We start from the raw sequence: 21,591 nt of genomic DNA, 5'->3' as shown, positions 1-21,591 counted from the left end.
AGCATGGACAGGCAGCCAGTGGTGGCCGGACGTTTCTACGATGTTGATCCCGCGCGTCTTTTCGGCCAGGTGGACGGATTTCTTTCGCAGGGCGCGCCCAGGGGCGGGCAGACCCTCCTGGCCATGGTGCCCCATGCCGGATATGTCTATTCCGGCGCGGTCTGCGGCCAGACGCTGGCCCAGGCCTCCCTGGCCCGGACCGTGCTCCTGCTCGGCCCCAACCACACCGGGCTGGGTCAGCCCTTTGCCCTGTGGCCGGACGGCGCATGGCACATTCCGGGTGGTTCCGTGCCTGTGGATGTCGAGCTTGCAACGGCCCTGTTGGGAGCCGACCCGCGTATCGCCCCGGACACCGCCGCCCACCTGCGCGAGCATTCGCTGGAGGTGGTGCTGCCGTTCCTGTACCGGCTCGATCCGTTGGTTTCCATCGTCCCCCTGGCCATTGCCTCGCACGTCTTCGAGGATGTGGCGGGCGTTGGCCGGGCCATCGGTCGGGCGATCAAAGCCTTTGGGCACCCCGTGTCCATCGTGGTCAGCTCGGACATGAGCCACTATATTTCCCACGATCAGGCCAGGCGGCTCGATGCCCTGGCCCTTGAGGCGGCGGTATCCCTTGACCCGCGCGGGCTCTTCGACGCCGTGCGCGCCCACTCCATCTCCATGTGCGGGGTGCTGCCCATGACCGCCGGGCTGTACGCGGCCCTGGAGATGGGTGCCACCAGGGGCGAACTGGCTGCCTATGCCACCTCAGGCGAGGTGTCCGGCGATTTCGATCAGGTGGTCGGCTACGCGGGCGTGCTGGTGGACTGAGGCCCAGGCCGTCTTTTTCCACGGCTGCCACCTGAGGCCTGCCGATGCAAAAAAAGAGCGACCGCCCAAGGGCGGTCGCTCACATTTTTCAGGTATGGCGTGGCCTAGCGGCGGCCACGGCCTCCGCGGTCGCCGCCACGGTCGTCACGGCCACCGCGGTCATCGCGGCGCGGTCCGCGTCCGCGATCGTCGCGGCGTGCGCCGTCCCGGTCACCGCTGCGCGGGGCAGGGCGCTTGAACTCGTCGATGTCCACTTCCTGGCCCGCCTGTTTCATGAGCCACGCCTTGCGGGAGAGGCGGATGCGTCCGCCGGGCTCGAGTGCGATGCACGTGACCCAGACTTCCTGGCCGAGCTGGACCACGTCTTCCACGCGTTCCACGCGCTCGATGTCGAGCTGGGAGACGTGGAGCATGCCTTCCTGGCCGGGCAGGATTTCGACCAAGGCGCCCACTTCGAGCACCTTGCGGACTGTGCCGAGGTAGTCCTTGCCCGGTTCGGGCTTCTGGTCGTAGTAGAGGACCATGGCCTTGGCCTTTTCCATGGAGGCGAGGGTCGGGGCGAAGATGGAGATCTTGCCGGAATCCTCGATGTCGATGTCGGCCTCGGTCTCGGCGGTGATCGCCTTGATGTTCTTGCCGCCGGGTCCGATGACCGAGCGGATCTTCTCCGGGTCGATGTGCACAATGGCCATCTGCGGGGCCAGATCGGACAGTTCGGCGCGGGGTTCGGCCAGCACCTCGGCCATGTGGTCGAGGATGTGAACGCGTGCGTCCTTGGCCTGATACAGGGCCTTTCTCAGGACATCGGACGGGATGCCGGAGATCTTGATGTCCATCTGGATGGAGGTGATGCCGTCGCGGGTGCCCGCCACCTTGAAGTCCATGTCGCCCAGGGCGTCCTCGTCACCGAGGATGTCGGTGAGCACGAAGAACTGCTCGTTCTCCTTGCACAGGCCCATGGCGATGCCCGCCACCGGGGCGGAGATGGGCACGCCCGCATCCATCAGGGACAGGGTTGCGCCGCAGACCGAGGCCATGGAGGAGGAGCCGTTGGACTCCATGATCTCCGAGACCACGCGGATGGTGAACGGGAACTCGTCCTGATTGGGCAGGACCGGGGCGATGGCGCGTTCGGCCAGGGCTCCGTGGCCCACTTCGCGGCGGCTGGTGCCGCGCAGCATGCGGGCCTCGCCCACGCAATAGGGCGGGAAGTTGTAGTGGAGCATGAACCGCTTGGTGGCGTCGCCCAGCAGGGAGTCGTAGCGCTGCTCGTCGCGGGTGGAGCCCAGGGTGGCCACGGCCAGGGCGCTGGTCTCGCCGCGGCGGAACAGGCAGGAGCCGTGGGTCATGGGCAGCACGCCGGTCTCGATGGACAGGGCGCGGACCGTGGTGGTGTCGCGACCGTCGATGCGCAGCCCTTCCTTGACGATGCGCTCGCGCACGATCTTCTTGGTCAGGTCGCCCACGATGTCGCTGACAGCCTTGAGCTTGGCCGCGTCCTCGGGGAACTTTTCGGCCACGGCCTGCTTGGCCTTCTGCTTGGCGGCGTCCTTGGCCGCGTAGCGGACCATCTTTTCTGGCGTGGTCACGGCGGCGCGCAGGTCGTCGGAGATGAACTCGCCCAGGAAGGAGACCAGTTCCGCATCCTGAATGGGCGCAGTGATCTCCATTTTGGGAACGCCCACCAGGGAGCGCAGCTCGTCCTGGATGTCAAAGAGCGGCTTGACCTGCTCATGGCCCCAGGCCAGGGCGTCGGCCACCAGGTCTTCGCTGACGAAGTTGGCACCGCCCTCGACCATGACCATGGCCTCGCGCGTGGCGGCGAAGATCAGGTTGAGGCTGGAGAGCTCTTCCATGCCCTTGTAGGACGGGAAAAGTACGAACTGGTTGTCCACGTATCCGACTCGCGCGCCCACGATGGGGCCGAGGAAGGGCATCTTGGAGATGTGGGTCGCGGCGGACGCGCCGGTCAGGGCCAGCACGTCGGGGTTGACGTGCTTGTCAGCTGACAGGACCGTGGCAATGATCTGGACCTCGTCGGCAAAGCCCTTGGCGAACAGGGGCCGGATGGGCCGGTCGATGAGCCGGGAGATCAGGGTCTCGCGCTCGGACGGGCGGCCTTCGCGGCGGAAGTAGTTGCCCGGCACGCGGCCTGCGGCGTAGGCCATCTCCTGATAGTTGCAGGTCAGGGGGAAGAAGCCGCGGTCCACCTCGATGGGCTGGGTGGTGGATGTGACCAGGATGACGGTGCCGCCGGACTTGATGGTCACGGCTCCGCTGGCCTGTCTGGCATATTTGCCGGACTCGATGGTGATGTCGATACCGCCGACCTGTGTGGTCAGGCTTGTGACGTCAAATGGTTTCAGCATAGTGAATCCTACCTTGGTTTGAAGGTGATAAGGCGGACCACTTCCTGCGATTGACCCTCTCTTGGGTTAGCCGGCTTGGGGAGGAGCTTTTGGAGAGTCTGGACAAGAAATTTGTGTCCAAAAACGCCTTCCGCAGCCAACTAAACGCTGCTTGAGGGACGGGAGCGAAGCGCGAGAAAGTCGGCTCCGCCGCAGAAAGTGATAAAGAACCGGGGGAGGCAAGCGCCTCCCCCGACATCAGCTTTTCAAAGAACTACTTGCGCAGGCCAAGGCGACCGATCAGATCGCGGTAGCGCTGGACATCCTTGCTCTGAAGGTATTTCAGAAGCTTCCTGCGCTGGCCGACCATTTTCAGCAGGCCGGTGCGGGAGTGGAAATCCTTCTTGTGGGTCTTGAAGTGGTCGGTCAGGTACAGGATGCGGGCGGTCAGCAGCGCAACCTGGACCTCGGGGGACCCGGTGTCTCCCTCGCAGGTCTTGTAGTCTTCAACGATCTTCTGTTTGTCTTCGGCAGTCATGACCACAGCGGTATCCTCCTAATTGAGTGTTTCGTATTCAAAGCCTTCGGCGCGTCCGGTTCGCGGCTCAGTCCTGATCCCAGAGACCTCGGAGGATGGCCCATTTGGGCTTGTCATCCTGGAGCTGCACTTCCACCAGGGCCAGGGGGACTCCCTGGTCATCGAGCAGAAACGCCCGATCACCAGGATTGCCGCCCAGCGGTTCGCCCGGTTGGTCGTTGACCGGCAGCCAGGCCCCGTTCTTCACGAGGCTGGTCAGCGGTTTGGTCAACATGAACCGGGGCCAGTGGGGCAGGGTGTCCCGAAGGGGGATCACCTTGTCCGGAAACGAGTCCGGATTCTCCAGGACATCCGCAAGATCGTGAGCCGCTTCGAACCCGAAAGGCTCGCTGCGTTCACGGATCAGGCTGGTCAGCACCGCTCCGCACCCCATTCGCGACCCCAAGCTGTGGACCAGGGAGCGTATGTAGGTGCCTGCGGAACAGCTGACCCTGAACGCCGCTTCGGGCATTCGCACGTCCAGCACTTCCACATGGGAAACAACAATGGGCTTGGTTTTGACCGGTGTGGCCAGACCCTCGCGGGCCATGGCGTACAGCGGCTTGCCCTCATGTTTGGCAGCCGAATAGGCAGGAACTTCCTGCTCTGTCAACTGATTCCAGTGCAAAATCTCTTTTTCGACATCTTCGACGCTGGCCGTCACGTCCGCTTGCGACGTGATTTCTCCTTGAATGTCGTAGGTATCCGTCGCAATGCCAAGCTTGAGCGTTCCGCGATAGGTTTTTGTCGCGCCGCTCAGGTACGTTGCCAGCTTTGTACCATGGCCGAGCAGGACCAGCAAGACCCCCTGGGCCAGAGGGTCCAGTGTTCCAGCGTGGCCTATCTTGAACTGCTTGAGCTGGTATTTGATGTCGTTCAGGCAGGCGGCAGAGGTCGGGCCGGAGGGTTTGTTGAGCACCAGCAGGCCGTCGATCTGCTCCTGGCTGCGCTTTTTTTTCCTGCGTCCCATCAGGCAAGCTCCAGGGATTGGGTGATGGTCCGCACCAGCTTGTCGCGCGCCTCGTCAAGGGGGGCGTTGATGGAGCCGCCCGCAGCGTTTTTGTGTCCGCCGCCGCCAAAGAGTGCGGCAATGGCCTGGACATTGTCGTCGCCGTAGGAGCGCAGGCTGAACTTGTAGGTGTCCGGCGCTTCCTCGCGCAGGACCATGGCCACGCGCACGGACTTGAGGCGGCGGATGGTGTTGATCAGGTTCTCGGTGTCCTGGGAGTCGGTGCCGGTGCGTTCGAACATGGCCCTGGTGATGGTGCCGACCGCCACCTGTTTGTCGGCAAAGAGGGTGACGCTGCCCATGACCTCGGTCCACAGTCGCAGTCGCTCCTCGGTCCACTGCTTGTTGATGCGCATGTTCAGGTTGGCCAGATCAAGCCCGGCGCGCAGCATCTCGGCTGTCAGTTCCAACGACTCCGGGGTGGTGGAGCCGTAGGTGAAAAAGCCGGTGTCCGTGGACACGGCCAGGTAGATGCACTCCGCCAGCGGGCCGTCGAGGCTCAGGCCGAGATCCTTGGCCAGCAGCGCGACCATTGTGCCCACTGCGGGCTGGTCCACGGCCACCCAGTTGACGCTGCCGTAGTCGCCGTTGCCCAGGTGGTGGTCGATGTTGACGACCCTGGTTTCGCCCGTGCGCGCGAGCAGGTCATGGCCCATGCGCTCTGCTGCGCCGCAGTCGAGGACGATGGTCCACAGTGGCAGGGTGTCGGGCAGGGTGGTCATGATGGGCGCGGGCAGGGGGACGAAATTATAGGTTTCGGGCAGCCCGGAGGGGTTGTAGAGGGCGAACCGCTTGCCCAGCCGGGCCAGGATGTGGCCCATGGCGCAGGTGGAGCCGATGGCGTCCCCGTCCGGATTGAAGTGGGCCGCGACCAGAAAGTCGTCGCCCTCCCGGATGATGTCGCTAACGCGACGCATCGGGTTTGGCATAGACCACATCCTCAAGGAAATCGTCGAAAGTGAAGCGCAGCTCCGGGGTGAACTGGAGCTTGAGCCGTTTGCCCAGGTTGGAGCGCAGGAAGCCTGTGGCCTTCTCAAGCCCCTGCTGGACCTCGCGGCGGTGCTCGATATCGCCGGAGACGGTGTAGAACATCTCGGCTATGCGCAGGTTGGCATTCATGCGTACGCCCGAAAGGGTGACCAGCTGAAGCCTGGGGTCCTGGACCTCTTCCACCAGCAGGGTGGCGACTTCGCGCATGATCTGGTCGCCCATGCGGACGGCCCGGCGGGAACTTGATGCCTTCATGAATGTGTCCTCATTCGCTGTCGCTGAAAATTTCCGTGCCGCACTGCGTCAGTTCCACGGGGGTGATGGCCTCTGTCATTGCCAGGGCCTTGGCCAGGCGGCTCTCGACCCTGTCGGTCCGGTTGGCCGTGGTCACGACCCCCAGCACCAGCCTGTCATGCGCGTCCATGGCTTCCACCTCGGCCACGGCCACGTTGAAGGTGTTGCGCAGTTTCTGCTTCAGGCTCTGGGCGACCCGGCGCTTCTCCTTGAGGGAGCGGTTTCCGTGGAGTCTGAACTCAAGTGTCATGACGCCTATGATCATGCGCGGCCCGTGAAGAGAATAAGGCGGGCGACCCATAATGCAATGGGTCGCCCGCCGGATATGGCATATCGCTAGATGGTGCGGGCGACTTCCTTGGTCTCGAAGGCTTCGATCACGTCGCCGACCTTGATGTCGTTGAACTTGTCAAGCCCCATGCCGCACTCGAAGCCCTTGGCCACTTCCTTGACGTCGTCCTTGATGCGCCGCAGGGAGGAGACCGAGCCGGTGTAGATGACCACGCCGCCGCGCAGCAGGCGGACCTTGCAGTTGCGGGTGATCTTGCCGTCGGCCACGAAGGAGCCAGCCACGGTGCCGACCTTGGGTACGCTGAAGGTGTCGCGCACCTCGGCCTGTCCGAGGTAGACCTCTTCGATGTCCGGGGCGAGCATGCCGCTCATGGCGTCCTTCACCTCGTTCACCAGCTTGTAGATGATGTCGTAGAAGCGGACTTCCACGCCCTCACGCTCGGCGATCTCCTTGACCTTCAGGTTGGGGCGCACGTTGAAGCCGATGGCGATGGCCTCGGACGCGCTGGCCAGGAGGATGTCGGACTCGGTGATGGCGCCTGCGCCGCCGTGCACGACATTGATCTTGACCTCGTCGGTGGAGAGCTTGTTGAGCGCTTCGGTGACGGCTTCGAGGGAACCCTGCACGTCTGCCTTGAGCACCAGGTTGAGGGTCTGGGCCTCGGAGTCGGGACGGCTGGCCAGGAAGGACTCCAGGGTGACCTTGGTCTTGGAGGAGAGGACCTTCTCGCGCTGCTTCATGGCGCGCGACTGGGCGATGCGGCGGGCGACCTTTTCGTCGTCCACCACAAAGAACTCGTCGCCCGCTTCTGGCACGCCGTCAAAGCCCTGGATTTCCACGGGTATGGCCGGTCCGGCGGTCTTGATCTTCTTGCCCTGGTCGTCGAACATGGCCCGGACCTTGCCAAAGTGGATGCCGGAGACAAAGCTGTCGCCCTGGTTGATGGTGCCTTCGGCGATGAGCATGGTGCCCACCGGGCCGCGTCCCTTGTCGAGTTTGGCCTCGACGATGTGGCCGCGGGCGTGTTTGTTCGGATTGGCCTTGAGCTCCAGCACTTCGGCCTGGAGCAGGATCATTTCGAGCAGTTCGTCCAGGCCGGTCTTCATCTTGGCCGAAACGTGGGCGAAGATGGTCTCGCCGCCCCATTCCTCGGCAAGCAGGCCCAGGTCGGCCAGTTCGCGTTTGACGTTGTCGGGATTGGCTCCCTCTTTGTCTATCTTGTTGACCGCCACCACGATGGGCACGCCTGCGGCCCTGGAGTGGCTGATGGCCTCGCGGGTCTGGTCCATGACGCCGTCGTCGGCTGCCACCACGAGGATGACGATGTCCGTCACCTGGGCACCGCGCATGCGCATGGTGGTGAAGGCTTCGTGGCCCGGAGTGTCCAGGAACACGATCTCGCCGCGATTGGTGTTGACGTGGTACGCGCCGATGTGCTGCGTGATGCCGCCAGCCTCGCCGTCGGTCACGTTGGACAGGCGGATGGCGTCGAGCAGCGAGGTCTTGCCGTGATCGACGTGGCCCATGATGGTGACCACGGGCGGACGCGGCACGAGATCCTCGGCCTTGTCGGCCTCGGTGGGAACGAGGAACTCCTGTTCGTCAAAGGAGATGTTCTCCACCTCGTAGTCGAACTCGGTGGCCAGCAGCGAGGCGGTGTCGAGGTCGAGCGCCTGGTTGATGGTGGCCATGACGCCCATGCCGAACAGGGTCTTGATCAGGTCCTGGGCCTTGACGCCCATCTGGTGGGCCATGTCGGCCAGCCGGATGGCTTCGTCGAAGCGGATCTTGCGCTTGGCGGCCTTCATGGGCTGGGCCTGCTTCTGGTCGGGAAGCAGGGGCTTTTGGCCCTTGCGTCCCTTGCGCCCTTTGCGTCCCTGGGGGAATCCGTCGTTGAACTGGCCGCCGCGGTCCGTCTTGCCGCTGGCAGCAAACTCGACCACGCGGCGGTCCTTCTTGCCCTTTTTCTTCTTGCTGCGGCCATCGGCCATGGACGGATCGGGCAGCGGCGAATCGTCGCGGGCAGGAGGAGCGGCAAAGCCGCCGGGCCTGGGGCTGGCCGGACGCGGGCTGGTCGGACGTGGGCTGGTCGGGCGCGGGCCGGCAGGGCGCGGCGCGCCAGGACCGCCAGGACCGCCAGGACCGCCGGGAGAAAACGGCCTTGCGGGGCGCGGCGCGTTCTCGGCAGCGACCTTGGCCGCCTCGCGAGCCCTGACCTCGACCGGGTCGGGCATGGAAATAATCTTGACCCTGGGAGCTTCAGGCTCCTTCTTTTTCTTCTTTTTCTTCTTTTTCGGCTCGTCGGAATCGGCCTGTGCCTCGTCGTCGGCTTCGGCATCCTCGGACGGCTTCGGCTCGGTCGTCTGCGCGGGGGAGGGCGTCTCAGACTTGGCGCTTTCGGACACGGCTTTCTCGGATGCGGTCGCAACGGTCGCGGCTTCTTTGGGCGCGGGTTCGGGGGCGGCCTCTTCTGCCACGGTTTTCACGTCGGGAACGGTCGTGATTTCCGGTTCCGCTTTCGGGGCGGGAGTCGCCTCAGTCGCGGGCCGGATGATCCTGACCTGCGGTTCGGCCTTCTTGGGCTTTCTGGCAGGCTTTTCGACCGGTTCCTCGGCGGACTTCGCGGCTGCGTCGGCAGGGGGGGTCACTTTGGACTCGACCGGCGTGGCGGAAGCCTCTCCAGTCGCCTCGGCGGCCAGGATGCCCGCGGCATTGATCGTGTCGTCGGCCATCTCGACGGAAGGAGGTTCGGCGTCGGCATCCGAGGCCTTGGTGCGCCTGCGCCGGACGATGACGCCGGAGTCGGTCACGCGGCGCATTTCCTCGCGCGCGGTCCCGCTTTTCTTCAGTGCCGCCTTGAGGCGGTCCACATCCTCGGCATCGACAGCGGTCATCTGGCTTTTGGCCTGGACGCCGATCTCGCGGAGGTGTTGTATGGTCTCCTTGGTGCTGAGTCCAAGCTCCGCAGCCAAGTCTTCTACCCGAACCTGTGCCGTCATCTACTTTCCCCCTTGCGTTTCTTCATCAGGCCCCTGATCATTTTTGGGAAAACTTCCCTGCACCGGGCCTGGACGCATACGTAAAAACCACGTCCCGGCTTGATCTTCTCCGGGTCCGGAACCGGACCGTCCGTTTCCAGTTCCAGCATGGTGTCCGGGCAGATGTACCGTGCCAGCTCCCCCTTGGGGAACCGCTCACGGCACACGACGCACATGCGGATGGGTTCCATGTCGGTCACCATCATGCCTGCGCGTCCGTGCCGCCCGGTCTCTATTGCAACTCCTCGCCGTTGGCGGGAGTCTTGGTGTCGTCGTCTGCATCGGCCTCGCCGATGTCCTCGCCGTCCGTTGCCTCGACAGCCTTGGCGTCGGCTGCCGCTGCGGTCGCCGCGTCTTCAAGCGCATTGGCCTCTTCTTCCATGATCGCAGCGGCTGCCGCTGCGATCTCCGGAGAGATCATGTTGATGGCGAAGCGGATGTCCCCGATCTTGCTCTTGGTCAGGCCGTTGATGGCCAGCAGTTCCTCGTTGGTGGCCCGGACGATGGATTCCAGGGATTCAAAGCCCGCGTTGAAGAAGCTCTCCATGGGGATTTCGGCCACGCTGGCAACTTGGTCCATGCCCTTGCGCGAGGCGTTGAGTTCGCCGTAGCGGGATTCCGTGAAGATGTCTATCTTCCAGCCCAGAAGCTTGGCGGCCAGCTTGACGTTCTGTCCCTTGCGCCCGATGGCCAGGGTGAGCTGGTCGTCGGGGCAGACCACTTCGAGTGCCTCTTCCTCGTCGTCCACGGTGATCCGGGTGATGACGGCAGGGGAGAGGGCGTGCTGGGCATACATGGCGATGTCCGGGCTCCAGACCACGATGTCGATGCGCTCGCCCTTCATCTCCTGGACCACGTTCTGGATGCGCGAGCCGCGGATGCCGACGCAGGCGCCCACCGGATCCACATCGCGATCGCGGGACATGACGGCCACCTTGGCGCGCAGGCCTGGATCACGGGCGACGCCCATGATCTTGACCGTGCCGTCGGCCACCTCGGGCACTTCGCGCTTGAAGAGCTCGATCATGTAGTCCGGGTGGGAGCGCGACACGACCACCTGCGGGCCGCGGGATTCCTTGAGCACGTCGATGATGTAGGCCTGGACGCGATCGCCGCGCTTATAGCGCTCGCGGGGGATCTGCTCATCCTTGGGCAGGAGCGCCTCGGTGCGGCCAAGGTTGATGATCCAGCCGGTGCGGTCGCGCCGCTGGACGATGCCGCTGGTGATCTCGCCCAAGCGGTCCTTGTATTCCTCGAAAATGATCTCCTGCTCGGCGTCGCGCATGCGCTGGATGATGACCTGCTTGGCGGACTGGGCGGCGATGCGGCCCAGGTCCTCGATCCTGACGGGAAATCCCATCTCGTCGTCAAGCTGGGCGTTGGGGTCGTGCTCGCGCGCGTTTTCCAGGGATATCTCGCTGATGGGGTCATGGACTTCGGCCACGACAACCTTGAACTCGAAGACCTCGATTTCTCCGCTGTCCTCGTTGAAGGCGACCTCGATGTCCATGGTCTCGCCGTGCTTGCGCGCAACGGCGGAGCGCACGGCCTCTTCAAGGGTGTCGATAAGCAGGTCGCGGTCGATGCCCCTGTCCTTGCTTATCTGGTCGATGGCTTTTTTCAGCTCCGACATGATGAAACCTCCGCTTCGTCCGGATTCAGGCCCGTTGCCGTCCCGGTGAAGATTGCTGCTATGGTCATGGTCTGTCGTCTGACAGACCTTAAAATTCGTGCACGAGCCTGACTTCTTTCAGGTCGTTCCAGGCCAGGGTGACATCCTGTCCGCCCTCGTCGAGGGTGAACGACTCCTGGCCCGCGTCCGCGCCGATGCTCTTGAGCACGCCCGTCACCTTGCGCCTGCCGTCACGCGCCTCGTAGAGCAGGGCGGTGACCTGCTTGCCCACAAAGTCGGCCATCTGGGCGGTGGAGAAGAACCTCCGGTCCAGGCCGGGCGACGAGACCTCAAGGATGTAGGCGCCCGGAATGGTGTCCTCCACTTCGAGCAGCAGGCTCACCTGGCGGCTGACCTTGGCGCATTGGTCGATGGTCACGCCGTCCGGGCCGTCGATGTATATCCTTATGATACGGCGCTCCCCCTTGGACGGGGAGGCGAGTCCCCACAGGGTGCAGCCGAGGCCTTCCACCTCGGGGCGGATAATATCCGCGAGCGTATCCTCGAACGTCGGACGCATGGTCTCTCCTGCTGCCAATAAAAAAGGTGAGCCCGAGCTCACCCAGTTGTGCGAACCCCGCAGGGTCCGGCAATGGACCCTGCGAAAGGCGTTGGAGCGGGTGACGGGGGTCGAACCCGCGACACCAAGCTTGGGAAGCTTGTACTCTACCAACTGAGCTACACCCGCTTGGAAACGAGCCTATTTATACACAACACATGCGAATGTCAACAGGGGGCGAGCAGGGCGTGAAAATTGGCCGCGCGCCGAGCCCAATCGTTGGCATGCATAGTGCAACCGACCCGGCAGACAGGAGGATCGCAGCATGCGAGACAGTAGTTTGAGCGCCTTGTTCGGGGCTTTGTCCAATGAAATGAGGATGTCATCCATCGCCAATAATTTGGCTAACGTGAACACCACGGCCTTCAAGAAGGACCACATGGCGTTCCACGACGTGTTCACGCGTTTTGCCCACGATTACGTGGTGACCACGAAATCCTTTCTTCGCGACCAGGACCTGTTCCCGGACCCCAAGATCATGGCCAAGGCGCGCCTCTCGGACCAGACCGTGGACTTCTCCCAGGGGGGGATGCATCAGACGGGCAACCAGCTCGATTTTGCCCTGTCCGGGGAGGGGTTCTTCAAGGCCCAGGTGGGCGGCGACGAACTGTACACGAGGGCGGGCAACTTCCTGGTGGACGTTGACGGCACCCTGGTCACCCAGGACGGCCATCCTGTCATGGTGGAGGGCGGGCCGCTGTCAGTGCCGCCCGGAGCTGTCATGACTGTGGAGAGCGACGGCATGATCTCCATTAACGGCGAGCCTGCCGGGGCGTTCGACCTTGTTACCTTCGAGGATCTCGGAGGCATGGAGCGGGTGGGCAGCAACTTCTACCGCGCTCCCGGCGATGCCGCCGAGGCCGAGCCAGAAGACCTGACCGTGCAGCAGGGATTCCTTGAGAAGGGCAATGTCGAGGTGGTCACGGAAATGGTGCAGATGATCGAGACCCAGCGGGCTTTCGACATGTACGCCAAGGTCTTGCAGGGCACGGACAGTCTTGACAGGAACATGATCACCAAGGTCGGAAAAATTTCATGACAACCAGGAGGTTATAGCCAATGATGCGCTCCCTTTGGACTGCCGCGACCGGCATGGTCGCCATGCAGACACATATAGACACCCTCTCCAACAACCTGGCCAACGTGAACACCACGGGTTTCAAGAAAAGCCGCGCCGAGTTCGAGGATCTCATGTACCAGACGCTCCAGATCGCCGGGACAGAGACCCAATCCGGCGGCAGGCTGCCGGTGGGCATGCAGGTCGGCATGGGCGTCCGTCCGGTTTCGGTCCACAAGTTCTTCACCCAGGGCGACTTCAAGAACACGGGCAACCCGCTCGACATTGCCATTGAGGGCGAGGGGTTCTTTCTCGTGGATATGAACGGCGAGGATGTCTACACCCGCGACGGCTCGTTCAAGCTCGACAACGAGGGCCGGGTGGTCACCGCCGGGGGCCATGTGCTCCAGCCCGAGTTCACGATCCCGCCCGAGACCGTCAGCGTCGTGATCACCGAGACCGGGCACATATCCGCCCTGGACAAGGACGGCGCGGCCCTGGCCGAGACGGATATTGATATCTACCGCTTTCAGAACCCGGCTGGCCTGACCGCCATCGGGCGCAACTTCTACCGCGGAAGCGAGGCGTCTGGTGACGCGGTGGCAGGCACGCCGGGCGACGAGAACTTCGGCACCCTGGCCCAGGCATTCCTGGAAGGGTCCAACGTCGAGATGGTGGACGAGATGGTCGGCCTCATCGTGGGCCAGCGCGCCTACGAGATCAACTCCAAGGCCATCACCACCTCGGACGGCATGCTTCAGACGGCCATCAATATCAAGCGCTAACCTGGGTGCGGCTCCCGGCAGGAAAGGAAGGAATCATGGCAGGCACGACACGGACATGGATCAATCGCTTCGGACGAATCGTCCGCGCACTGGCGCTGGCGGTTGCTCTGGTCGCAGGTGCGGCCACCATGCCCGGCGCGGGCACGGGTCCGGTTCAGGACGGCAACTGGAAAATGCTCGTCAGGAGCGCGGCCTGCGTGCAGGGGCCGGACGTTCTGCTGGGCGAGATCGCCGACCCTGTAGGCTCTGTGGACCCGCGCACCTTGCAGGCCCTCAAGGGGGTCAAATTGTGGAAGGCCTCGGACCGGCGCGGACGCCCGGTGACCATAGATCGCGACAAGCTGCTCAGCGTGCTGCGCTACTACATGGGCGACAAGGTGCGCAATCTGGTGCTGCCCAGCCAGCTCACGGTGCAGACCGGGGGCCGGGTGGTCACGGGCGAGGAGCTGGAGGGTGCTGTCGTCGCCTTTTTGACGCCCAGGGCCAGGGATCTGAGCGAGGATTTCGAGTTCAGGAATCTCAGGCTGCCCATGCACTATTTTTTCCCCAACGCCTACGACACCCTGGCGGTGGAGATCGACGGCGACATCAAGCCCGGCAGCAACGTGATCCGGCTCAAGGGCGTCTCGCCCGACGGGCGGGCCCTGTCGACCAAGGCGGGTACGGTCTTTGTCGATATCTGGAAGGCCGTGCCCGTGGCCGCAAAGCCGCTCAACCGTTTTGAGCGGGTGACCACCGACAACGTGACCTTCATGCGGATGAATCTGGCCTACAATCCGGACCTGTGGGACGGGGTCGGCGGCCCGTGGCGCATGGCCCGCACCCTGGGCCGCAACCAGCCGTTCTCCATGTCGCACCTGGAGCGGGTGCCGCTGATCGAGAAGGGCGACCGGGTCAACCTGGTTTTTCAGAGCCAGAGGGTGCAACTCTCCATGAAGGCCGAGGCGCTGGGAGAGGCTGACATGGGCCAGCAGGTGTCGGTGCGCAACTTGCAAAGCAACAAGGTGATTCTGGCGACTGTCGTGGGCAACAACACGGTCATGGTCAGGTAGCCAAGGAGAAAGTCATGAGACGGTATTTTTTGATCGCGGTGGCGGCTGTCATGCTGGCCTCGCTCGTACTGACCGCAGGATGTGCGAACAAATACGAGGAGATGCCCATGCCCGTCCTGACGCCGCCTGTCTATGAGGAGCAGAACCCCGCCGCCAACCCCGGCTCGCTGTTCGATTCCAACAGGTCCGAGTTCCTCTATGACGACAACAGGGCCAGCCGGGTGGGCGACATCGTGCTCGTCCAGGTGGCCGAGGAATCCAACTCGCGCATCAAGTCCGAGACCAAGGCCAAGAGGGACAACTCCAACACCCTGTCCGTGTCGGCCATGCCCGAGACCGGCCTCATCGGCAACCTCCCGCTGGCGGGCACCCTGGGTGCCAAGGTGGGCACGTCTCTCGACACCTCCACCGTGAGTGACCTCAAGTCCAACGGCGAGACCAAGCAGGAGTCGGAATTCGAGGCCATCGTGGCCACGCGCATCGTGCGCAAGCTCCCTGGCAATCTCCTGCAGGTGGAAGGCGCGCGGCGCATCCGGGTCAACAACGAGACCCAGTTCCTGGTGGTGCGCGGCCTGATCAGGCAGCGCGACATCTCGTCGAGCAACACCATCCCCTCCACCAGTCTGGCAGAGGCGCAGATCGAAATCTTCGGGCAGGGCGTCCTGGCCGACAAGCAGCGTCCGGGCTGGCTGTCGCGCATCATTGACAACATTTATCCCTTCTAGGGCGTACTTCCGGACCATGACAATGCATACCAACAGCACGAGGGCGGGAACCATGGCAACGAGAATCCGGCATTCACACACGATGTGCTTCGCAGTCAGGACGACGGCGCTCACCCTCGTCGTCGCGTTCGTCCTGGCGGTTTCCCTGGTGGCCGCGCCGGGCGAGGCTTCGGCGGCCCGGCTCAAGGACATCGCCAGCTTCAGCGGCGTGCGCACCAACGACCTGGTGGGCTACGGCCTTGTGGTCGGCCTCTCCGGGACCGGCGACGGCACCTCCTCGACCTTCACCCTCCAGTCCATGTCCAACATGCTGCAGAAGATGGGTGTCGAGGCCGACCCCAGCAAGCTCAAGCCCAAGAATGTGGCGGCGGCCATGGTCACGGCGCGGCTGCCCGTTTCGGCCAAGCCCGGCTCGACCATCGATGTCACGGTCTCCTCCCTGGGCGACGCCAAGAGCCTGCTGGGCGGCGTTCTGCTCCTCACGCCTCTCAAGGGGCTTGATGGTCAGGTCTATGCCGTGTCGCAGGGGCCGCTGACCATCGGCGGTTTCACCGTGGCGGGCGAGGCGGCCACGGCCCAGAAGAACATCCCCACCGTGGGCCGGATTCCCAACGGCGCGGTGGTGGAGCGCGACGTGCCCTTCAAGTTCAACAACCAGGACTCCATGACCCTCAACCTCTCGGTGCATGATTTCAGCACCACCATGCAGGTGGTCAACAAGATCAACGCCACCATGGGCGGCAGCTTTGCCTCGGCCAGGGACATCTCCACTGTGGAGCTGGCCCTGCCCGAAAGATACCTTGGCAACATGGTCCCGCTCATGGCCTCGCTGGAGAATCTCGACATCTCGCCGGATGGCAGGGCCCGCGTGGTGGTGGACGAAAAGACCGGCACCGTGGTCCTGGGCCACGACGTGCGCCTGAGCCGTGTGGCCGTGGCCCACGGCAACCTGCAGATCGTCATTTCCGAATCCCAGGACGTGAGCCAGCCCGGTCCCTTCTCCGACGGCCAAACCGTGGTCACGCCCAGAACGGACATGGCCATCGAGGAGCAGAACAACCCGCTCATGCTCATGGAGGGCGCGACTCTGCATGAACTGGTGGACGGTCTCAACTCCATCGGAGCCACCCCGCGCGACCTGATATCCATCATTCGCGCACTCAAGGCCGCGGGCTCGCTGCACGCGGACGTGGAGGTCATCTAACATGCTGGGTTCAGGGATTGATCCGCAACTTCTGGCCAAGCAGGCCGACACCTCGGACCTGGTCCGCTTCAAGCAGGAGATGGACGGGCTCAAGGAGCGCATGGCCGGCGACGCGACCGACCAGTCCAAGCAGCTGCGCAAGGCGTGCGAGAACTTCGAGGCCGTGTTCATCAGCAAGCTCTGGCAGGAGATGAAGAACACCGTGCCCAAGGGCGGCTATACCAACAACAAGCAGGAAGACATGTACATGTCCATGTTCGACAAGGACTTCGCCGAGAAGATGGCGCAGTCCGGCGGCATCGGACTGGCCGACATGATCTTCGAGCAGCTCAGTGAGAAGCTCAAGGAAACCAGCCGCGACGCGCTCCACGGTTCCGTGGAGATCAAGCCCCTGGCCGGGCAGCCCATCGCCCTGAACTCGCCGGAGGCCATCGCCCTGCCGGGCAGGAGCGTCGGCAAGACCCTGGAGGACTGGGGCGGGGCGCAGTCGGTCCTGGACGCGTCTGCCACTGAAGAGCAGGGGGCCCAGGCGCAGGGGAGCCAGGCCGTGGGCTACGCGCCCATGACGGATGTGGATGTCAAGGCGCGGCTCGAAACCCTGACCAGACGCCTGGATGCCGAGCGCATCCGCGAGGGTCTCCTGGGTGCCAGCGCCCAGGGCAAGGCCCGTGACTATGGCCGCGAATCCGAAGCCGGGAACCAGGACCAAGTTGGCCGGGGTTTTGCAAGGAACGGCTGAGCAAAAGCGTTCGCGTGTCTGGGGAGATTAACATTTTGTTAACATTCTTAGCGGTATAAAAAGATAGGTGGCGAGCATGATTCGTCTGATAGAGGAAAACTTGGTCCGGCAGAACAAGGCAATGATGCTCCTCTATGTCCTGTTGGAGGAAGAATTTTCCCGCCTCAACCAGGGCAATCCCCAGGGGGTTTCCCAGGTGGAGTTGTCCATTCAGGAGCTGATGCGTCAGGTGGCTGCCGAGCGGCGGTCGCTGCGCGCCATGATCGGCACCCTGATGCCGGGCGCGGTCCGGGTGCGCGAGCTGTACCCGACCCTTGACCAGGAGACCAGGGGTGCCTTTGACCGGATGCTCGAAATGCTTGACGTCACCGAGCAGAAGTGCGGCGTGCAGGCGGCCAAGAACAACGAGATGGCCATGGCCCTCTTTGACCAGAGCAGCAAGCTGCTGACCTTCATGCACAACCAGATCAAGCCCAAGAATACCGGAGCCTACGCCTCTTCGGGACGACTGGCCCGGGCCCCGAACTCGGCCCGGCTGCTGACTGGGAGACTCTAGATGTCTTTTGGCGCCAATTCCATTCTCGACATGGGCCGCTGGGCCCTGTTCGCATCGCAGGTGCAGCTCCAGGTCACCGGTGAGAACATCGCCAATGTCAACACAGAGGGATATTCGCGCCGGTCCGCCATTCTGGAGGAAGGTCCGTACATCGACTATTCGCCGGGCCAGCTCGGCACCGGGGTCAAGGCCAAGGAAGTGGTGCGCAACTTCGACGAGATGGTCGAGTCCATGTATGTCGGGCAGGCGTCCATGCGCGACAAGTGGGGCGCCCTCTGGGAGCAGCTCAAGGGTGTTGAGAACCTGCTCAACGAATCGACCGGCACCGGCATCAGCAATTCATTGTCCCAGTATTTCAACTCCTGGAACGAAGTCAGCCAGCGCCCTAACAACTACGGCGCGCGCCAGGGCGTGCTCAACGACGCGGCCACGCTGATCTCGACCCTGGCCCAGGTGGACCAGGATCTCTCGCTCATGCAGCAGCGCATCAACACCACCGTTGCCGCGCAGGTGACCGAAGCCAACACCCTGATGGAGGAGATCGCGGATCTGAACAAGGAGATCCAGGTCCACAACATCGAAGGCTCGAACAACGCCAACGCCCTGTTCGACGAGCGGGCGCGCAAGATCCGCGAGTTGTCGGAGCTGCTGGACATCACCACCATCGACAGCGGTGGCGGCAAGTTCACTGTCCTGACCAAGGCCGGGCATACGCTGGTGGACGGCGCGAACCACTACAGCCTCGAATTTCTCGCCCCGCAGAAGAGCGCGGATCTGCAGAACACCTCCACCTTTGCCGGGAACATCTACTTCGACGGTAATGACGACTTTGAATACACCATCGAGTTCGTGTCGCCGGGCGGCGGTTCTGCCGTGGCCGGTGAAGTGGGTTCGGACTCCTCTGCGGCGCAGTACCGCGTTTCCCTGGACGGCGGCAAGACGTGGGTCGCCGATGAAGACGGCAATGAGAAGCTGTTCTACGCCCGCGACTACGACTCGCGTGTCAATGTCGAGGGGCTCCAGCTCTGGTTCGGTTCGACCACCGACTCGAAGGGAGATCCGATCGGCCAGTTCGCCGTGGGCGATCGTTTCATCATCAGCCCGCATCAGGGGCTCTACTGGGTCGAGAACACGTCGAGCAAGCAGGAGATCACCCCCCAGACGCATTTCAACGGCGAAGAGAACACCAGCCGCCTGACCGGCGGCAGTCTGGCCGCGCTGCTCACCTTCCGCGACAACTACATCGGCAAGTACCGGGAGAAGCTCGAAAACCTGACCGAGACGCTGGTCTGGGAAACCAACCGCAGGCACAGCCAGGGCGCGGGCCTCCAGGCCTTTTCCGTGGTCGAGGGCACCTACGGCGTGTCTGATCCGACCAAGGCGCTCGGCTCGGATTCCACGGGTCTGGTCTTTGGCAGCCGTCTGCAGTCAGGCACGGCCTTCATGTACGTCTATAATACCAGCACCGGGCTTCTCGCCTCCTCGGCCTCCCTGGATTTCGGCGGTGGGGCGACCTTCAACCCTGAAATCCATTCGCTTGAAGACGTGCAGGCTGCCATCAACACCACCTTTGCCGGGTCCATTTCCGCCAGCATCGTCAATAACAAGCTGATCCTCGAAGCCGAGGAGGGACGCACCTTTGCCTTTGGCACCGACAGCTCCGGGCTCATGGCCGCCCTGGGCATCAACACGTTTTTCCAGGGATCAACGCCCATGGACATCCAGATCAACGCGAAACTGTCGGGCGATCTCGACTATCTTGCCACCGGGCATGTCAACGGCGCGGGTGAGATGAACGCGGGCGACAACACCACGGCCCTGTCCATGTACGCCCTGCGCGAGGCCCAGGTGACCATCTCGTCCGTGGTCGAGGGCACGACCAAGACGAGCCTGCTCGATTACTACAACGGGCTGGTGGGCAATGTCGGCACGGACACGAACCGGGCGAAATTCAATTTCAATTTCTACAACACATTGGCCACCGATCTCAATGAGCGGCAGCAGCAGGTGGCCGGCGTCAACCTCGACGAGGAGATGAGCAACCTGATCAGGTATCAGGCGTCGTACACCGCGGCGGCCAAGCTCATCACCACGGCGGACCAGATGCTTCAGACCATCCTGTCACTGAAGTCCTAGGAAAAGGTGGGACCATGCGCGTATCGCAGCAGATGCTTTTCAGCAGGTACATCCACAATCTCAACACCTCGCTGACCTCGCTCCTGGATTTGAATACCCAGGCCCAGACGCAGAAGAAGATCAACAAGCCGAGCGACGATCCCACAGGCATGACTCGGATTCTCGATCATCGCGACACCTTGCGCTCGCTGGAGCAGTACTCCGAGAACATCTCCACGGCCAAGGGGTGGCTCGGCGCGTCCGACGAAGCGTTGCGGCAGATATCGACCCTCATCACCCGCGCCAAGGAGCTGGCCGGACAGGCTGCCACGGGCACGGTGAGCGGCGACAACCGTGAGCAGGTCAGCTACGAACTGCGCAGCATCTTCGAGCAGATGGTCGGGTTGGCCAACAGCGAGTTCGAGGGCAAGAGCCTGTACGCGGGCCAGAAGGTGGACGGCAACGCCTATGAGCAGATCATGTGGCTGACCACCAACGACACGAGTTTCGGCAATACGGATTTCACCGTGCTGGGCTCGTCGGACACCACCGTGCTGGTCCAGTTCTACGACACCACGGGCGCGACGGCGGTGGGCGGCAACATGGACCTTTCCGACCCCAACCTCGGCGTGCGCTACAGCATCGACGGCGGCCGTTCCTGGCAGTCTGACGGGGCCGTGAGCTTTGCGGGCGGGCAGGCCAACCTGAGTCTGCCCTCAAGCGGCACGAGCGTGATCTTTCACTCCGACGCCACGGTCAAGGTCAACGACCCGGACGATCCCTCGGTGGCCGACGGCACCTGGCTGTGGGTGCGCCCCTCGGCCAGATACATCGGCGACGACAAGGACGCCCCGCCCAAGGTGGACAAGATCGGCGTGGGCAGCTCTACGACCTTGGCCTCGGCCTCGGGTTCGTTCCTGAGCACCAACGTCGTGGTGCGCATCGACAACGAGGCTGCGGTGGCCATGAACGGCGACATCCAGTACTCGTACAGCCTCAACGGCGGCGTCAGCTGGGTGACGGGCAACGTGGCCCAGGCAGACACTTCAAGCAACGCCTCGGTCCTGAGCATCGCCAACGGCGGCATCCTGACCATCACCTCCAACGGCGGCAACACGCTCCAGCCGGGACAGCAGTTCGTCATCAGGCCGAGGTCTGCGGACATCAATCTCGACATCTCGGCCAGCCAGCAGGTGCGCGTCAACGACGTGGGCAAGGATATCTTCGGGGGCATCTACATGGACCCCGATGCGGTCCTGTCCGCAGGAGGCTCCATCGTCACCCTGGGCAGCCTGAGCGCCAGCCGCGTGTTCAGCTCCAACGGCGCGCCCACCATGTCCATCACGGTCCAGGGCAGCGACGAGTTTTCCAAGAACCTCTTCGAGGTCATGGGCAATCTGGTGGCCTTTGCCGAGACCAACAACCAGACCGGCGTCCAGCAGATGCTGGAAAACCTGACCAACGCCCAGTCCCATATCATGAACAAGCTGGCCGATGTCGGCGGGCGGGAAAACCGGCTCACCGTCACCGAGAACATTCTCACAGGCCTCAAGTTCAACGAGGAGGCGCTGCTCAGTTCCATCGAGGACGCCGACGTGAGTGAGCTGATGACCGATCTGGTGCAGCAGCAGATGGTCTATGAGGCCGTGCTGCGCTCCACCTCGATGATCATGCAGCTCAACCTGACCAAGTTCATATAACAAGTTCTGTCCGCTGGACTTCCCGACCAACGTGATGTAGTCGGCAAGGCAGTATCCGCACCCATGCGG

Annotated in this window: 20 protein-coding genes and 1 tRNA gene; 10 read left to right on the top strand and 11 right to left on the bottom strand. The window is 63.3% G+C overall.

Annotated features, from left to right (window positions below):
* Nucleotides 1-3: 3 nt before the first annotated feature.
* Nucleotides 4-810 carry an AmmeMemoRadiSam system protein B gene (gene amrB / locus DAES_RS10855; RefSeq protein ID WP_013515070.1) on the top strand — a complete coding sequence of 269 codons (807 nt, stop codon included), beginning with the start codon at nucleotides 4-6 and terminating at the stop codon, nucleotides 808-810.
* A 104-nt stretch (nucleotides 811-914) separates the two neighbouring features.
* On the opposite strand, the gene pnp is transcribed toward amrB, so the two are convergent.
* The 11 genes from pnp to DAES_RS10800 form a co-directional block, all read right to left on the bottom strand.
* The gene (pnp, locus tag DAES_RS10850) at nucleotides 915-3,179 is read right to left on the bottom strand and encodes a polyribonucleotide nucleotidyltransferase (protein WP_013515069.1); all 2,265 of its coding nucleotides are present in this window, start codon (nucleotides 3,177-3,179) and stop codon (nucleotides 915-917) included.
* A 253-nt stretch (nucleotides 3,180-3,432) separates the two neighbouring features.
* Nucleotides 3,433-3,702, bottom strand: a complete 270-nt coding sequence (gene rpsO, locus DAES_RS10845; RefSeq protein ID WP_013515068.1) for a 30S ribosomal protein S15 — start codon at nucleotides 3,700-3,702, stop codon at nucleotides 3,433-3,435.
* A gap of 61 nt (nucleotides 3,703-3,763) precedes the next feature.
* On the bottom strand, nucleotides 3,764-4,705 hold the full coding sequence (gene truB, locus DAES_RS10840; protein ID WP_013515067.1) for a tRNA pseudouridine(55) synthase TruB: 942 nt from the start codon (nucleotides 4,703-4,705) through the stop codon (nucleotides 3,764-3,766).
* Complete coding sequence (locus tag DAES_RS10835) at nucleotides 4,705-5,673, bottom strand: DHH family phosphoesterase (protein ID WP_013515066.1); 969 nt, start codon at nucleotides 5,671-5,673, stop codon at nucleotides 4,705-4,707. Before DAES_RS10835 ends, truB begins: the two co-directional genes overlap by 1 nt.
* Nucleotides 5,648-5,989, bottom strand: coding sequence for a 30S ribosome-binding factor RbfA (gene rbfA, locus DAES_RS10830; protein ID WP_013515065.1), 342 nt, complete (start codon nucleotides 5,987-5,989; stop codon nucleotides 5,648-5,650). The genes DAES_RS10835 and rbfA overlap by 26 nt, the downstream gene beginning before the upstream one ends.
* A gap of 10 nt (nucleotides 5,990-5,999) precedes the next feature.
* A complete protein-coding gene (locus tag DAES_RS10825) occupies nucleotides 6,000-6,293 on the bottom strand; it encodes a DUF503 domain-containing protein (RefSeq protein WP_041271416.1) in 294 nt (97 codons plus the stop codon).
* 71 nt (nucleotides 6,294-6,364) lie between these two features.
* Nucleotides 6,365-9,319 (bottom strand): translation initiation factor IF-2, encoded by a 2,955-nt coding sequence (gene infB / locus DAES_RS10820; protein ID WP_013515063.1) that lies wholly within the window; start codon nucleotides 9,317-9,319, stop codon nucleotides 6,365-6,367.
* On the bottom strand, nucleotides 9,316-9,564 hold the full coding sequence (locus DAES_RS10815) for a YlxR family protein (protein ID WP_013515062.1): 249 nt from the start codon (nucleotides 9,562-9,564) through the stop codon (nucleotides 9,316-9,318). The genes infB and DAES_RS10815 overlap by 4 nt, the downstream gene beginning before the upstream one ends.
* A 26-nt stretch (nucleotides 9,565-9,590) precedes the next feature.
* Nucleotides 9,591-10,991, bottom strand: coding sequence for a transcription termination factor NusA (gene nusA, locus DAES_RS10810; protein WP_013515061.1), 1,401 nt, complete (start codon nucleotides 10,989-10,991; stop codon nucleotides 9,591-9,593).
* A gap of 88 nt (nucleotides 10,992-11,079) precedes the next feature.
* Nucleotides 11,080-11,550, bottom strand: coding sequence for a ribosome maturation factor RimP (locus tag DAES_RS10805; RefSeq protein WP_013515060.1), 471 nt, complete (start codon nucleotides 11,548-11,550; stop codon nucleotides 11,080-11,082).
* A 92-nt stretch (nucleotides 11,551-11,642) separates the two neighbouring features.
* A tRNA-Gly gene (locus tag DAES_RS10800) sits at nucleotides 11,643-11,718 on the bottom strand.
* 136 nt (nucleotides 11,719-11,854) lie between these two features.
* Here DAES_RS10800 and flgF point away from each other — a divergent pair.
* The 9 genes from flgF to flgL all read left to right on the top strand — a co-directional run bounded on the left by flgF (nucleotide 11,855) and on the right by flgL (nucleotide 21,522).
* On the top strand, nucleotides 11,855-12,628 hold the full coding sequence (gene flgF / locus DAES_RS10795; protein ID WP_013515059.1) for a flagellar basal-body rod protein FlgF: 774 nt from the start codon (nucleotides 11,855-11,857) through the stop codon (nucleotides 12,626-12,628).
* A gap of 20 nt (nucleotides 12,629-12,648) precedes the next feature.
* Nucleotides 12,649-13,431: a flagellar basal-body rod protein FlgG gene (gene flgG / locus DAES_RS10790; RefSeq protein WP_013515058.1), complete on the top strand. Its 783-nt coding sequence runs from the start codon at nucleotides 12,649-12,651 to the stop codon at nucleotides 13,429-13,431.
* A 35-nt stretch (nucleotides 13,432-13,466) separates the two neighbouring features.
* Entirely contained in the window at nucleotides 13,467-14,483 is a 1,017-nt protein-coding gene (flgA, locus tag DAES_RS10785; protein ID WP_013515057.1) for a flagellar basal body P-ring formation chaperone FlgA, read from the top strand.
* A gap of 14 nt (nucleotides 14,484-14,497) precedes the next feature.
* On the top strand, nucleotides 14,498-15,208 hold the full coding sequence (locus DAES_RS10780; RefSeq protein ID WP_013515056.1) for a flagellar basal body L-ring protein FlgH: 711 nt from the start codon (nucleotides 14,498-14,500) through the stop codon (nucleotides 15,206-15,208).
* A 52-nt stretch (nucleotides 15,209-15,260) separates the two neighbouring features.
* The gene (locus DAES_RS10775) at nucleotides 15,261-16,412 is read left to right on the top strand and encodes a flagellar basal body P-ring protein FlgI (RefSeq protein ID WP_013515055.1); all 1,152 of its coding nucleotides are present in this window, start codon (nucleotides 15,261-15,263) and stop codon (nucleotides 16,410-16,412) included.
* 1 nt (nucleotide 16,413) lies between these two features.
* Nucleotides 16,414-17,151: a rod-binding protein gene (locus DAES_RS10770; protein ID WP_013515054.1), complete on the top strand. Its 738-nt coding sequence runs from the start codon at nucleotides 16,414-16,416 to the stop codon at nucleotides 17,149-17,151.
* Nucleotides 17,152-17,227: 76 nt separating this feature from the next.
* Nucleotides 17,228-17,707, top strand: a complete 480-nt coding sequence (gene flgN / locus DAES_RS10765; RefSeq protein WP_013515053.1) for a flagellar export chaperone FlgN — start codon at nucleotides 17,228-17,230, stop codon at nucleotides 17,705-17,707.
* A complete protein-coding gene (gene flgK / locus DAES_RS10760; RefSeq protein ID WP_013515052.1) occupies nucleotides 17,708-19,843 on the top strand; it encodes a flagellar hook-associated protein FlgK in 2,136 nt (711 codons plus the stop codon).
* A gap of 14 nt (nucleotides 19,844-19,857) precedes the next feature.
* Nucleotides 19,858-21,522, top strand: a complete 1,665-nt coding sequence (flgL, locus tag DAES_RS10755) for a flagellar hook-associated protein FlgL (RefSeq protein ID WP_013515051.1) — start codon at nucleotides 19,858-19,860, stop codon at nucleotides 21,520-21,522.
* Nucleotides 21,523-21,591 lie beyond the last annotated feature (69 nt).

The sequence above is a fragment of the Pseudodesulfovibrio aespoeensis Aspo-2 genome (genome assembly GCF_000176915.2).
Taxonomy (GTDB): Bacteria; Desulfobacterota; Desulfovibrionia; order Desulfovibrionales; family Desulfovibrionaceae; genus Pseudodesulfovibrio; species Pseudodesulfovibrio aespoeensis.
This window is presented reverse-complemented; position numbering and strand designations above follow the sequence as displayed.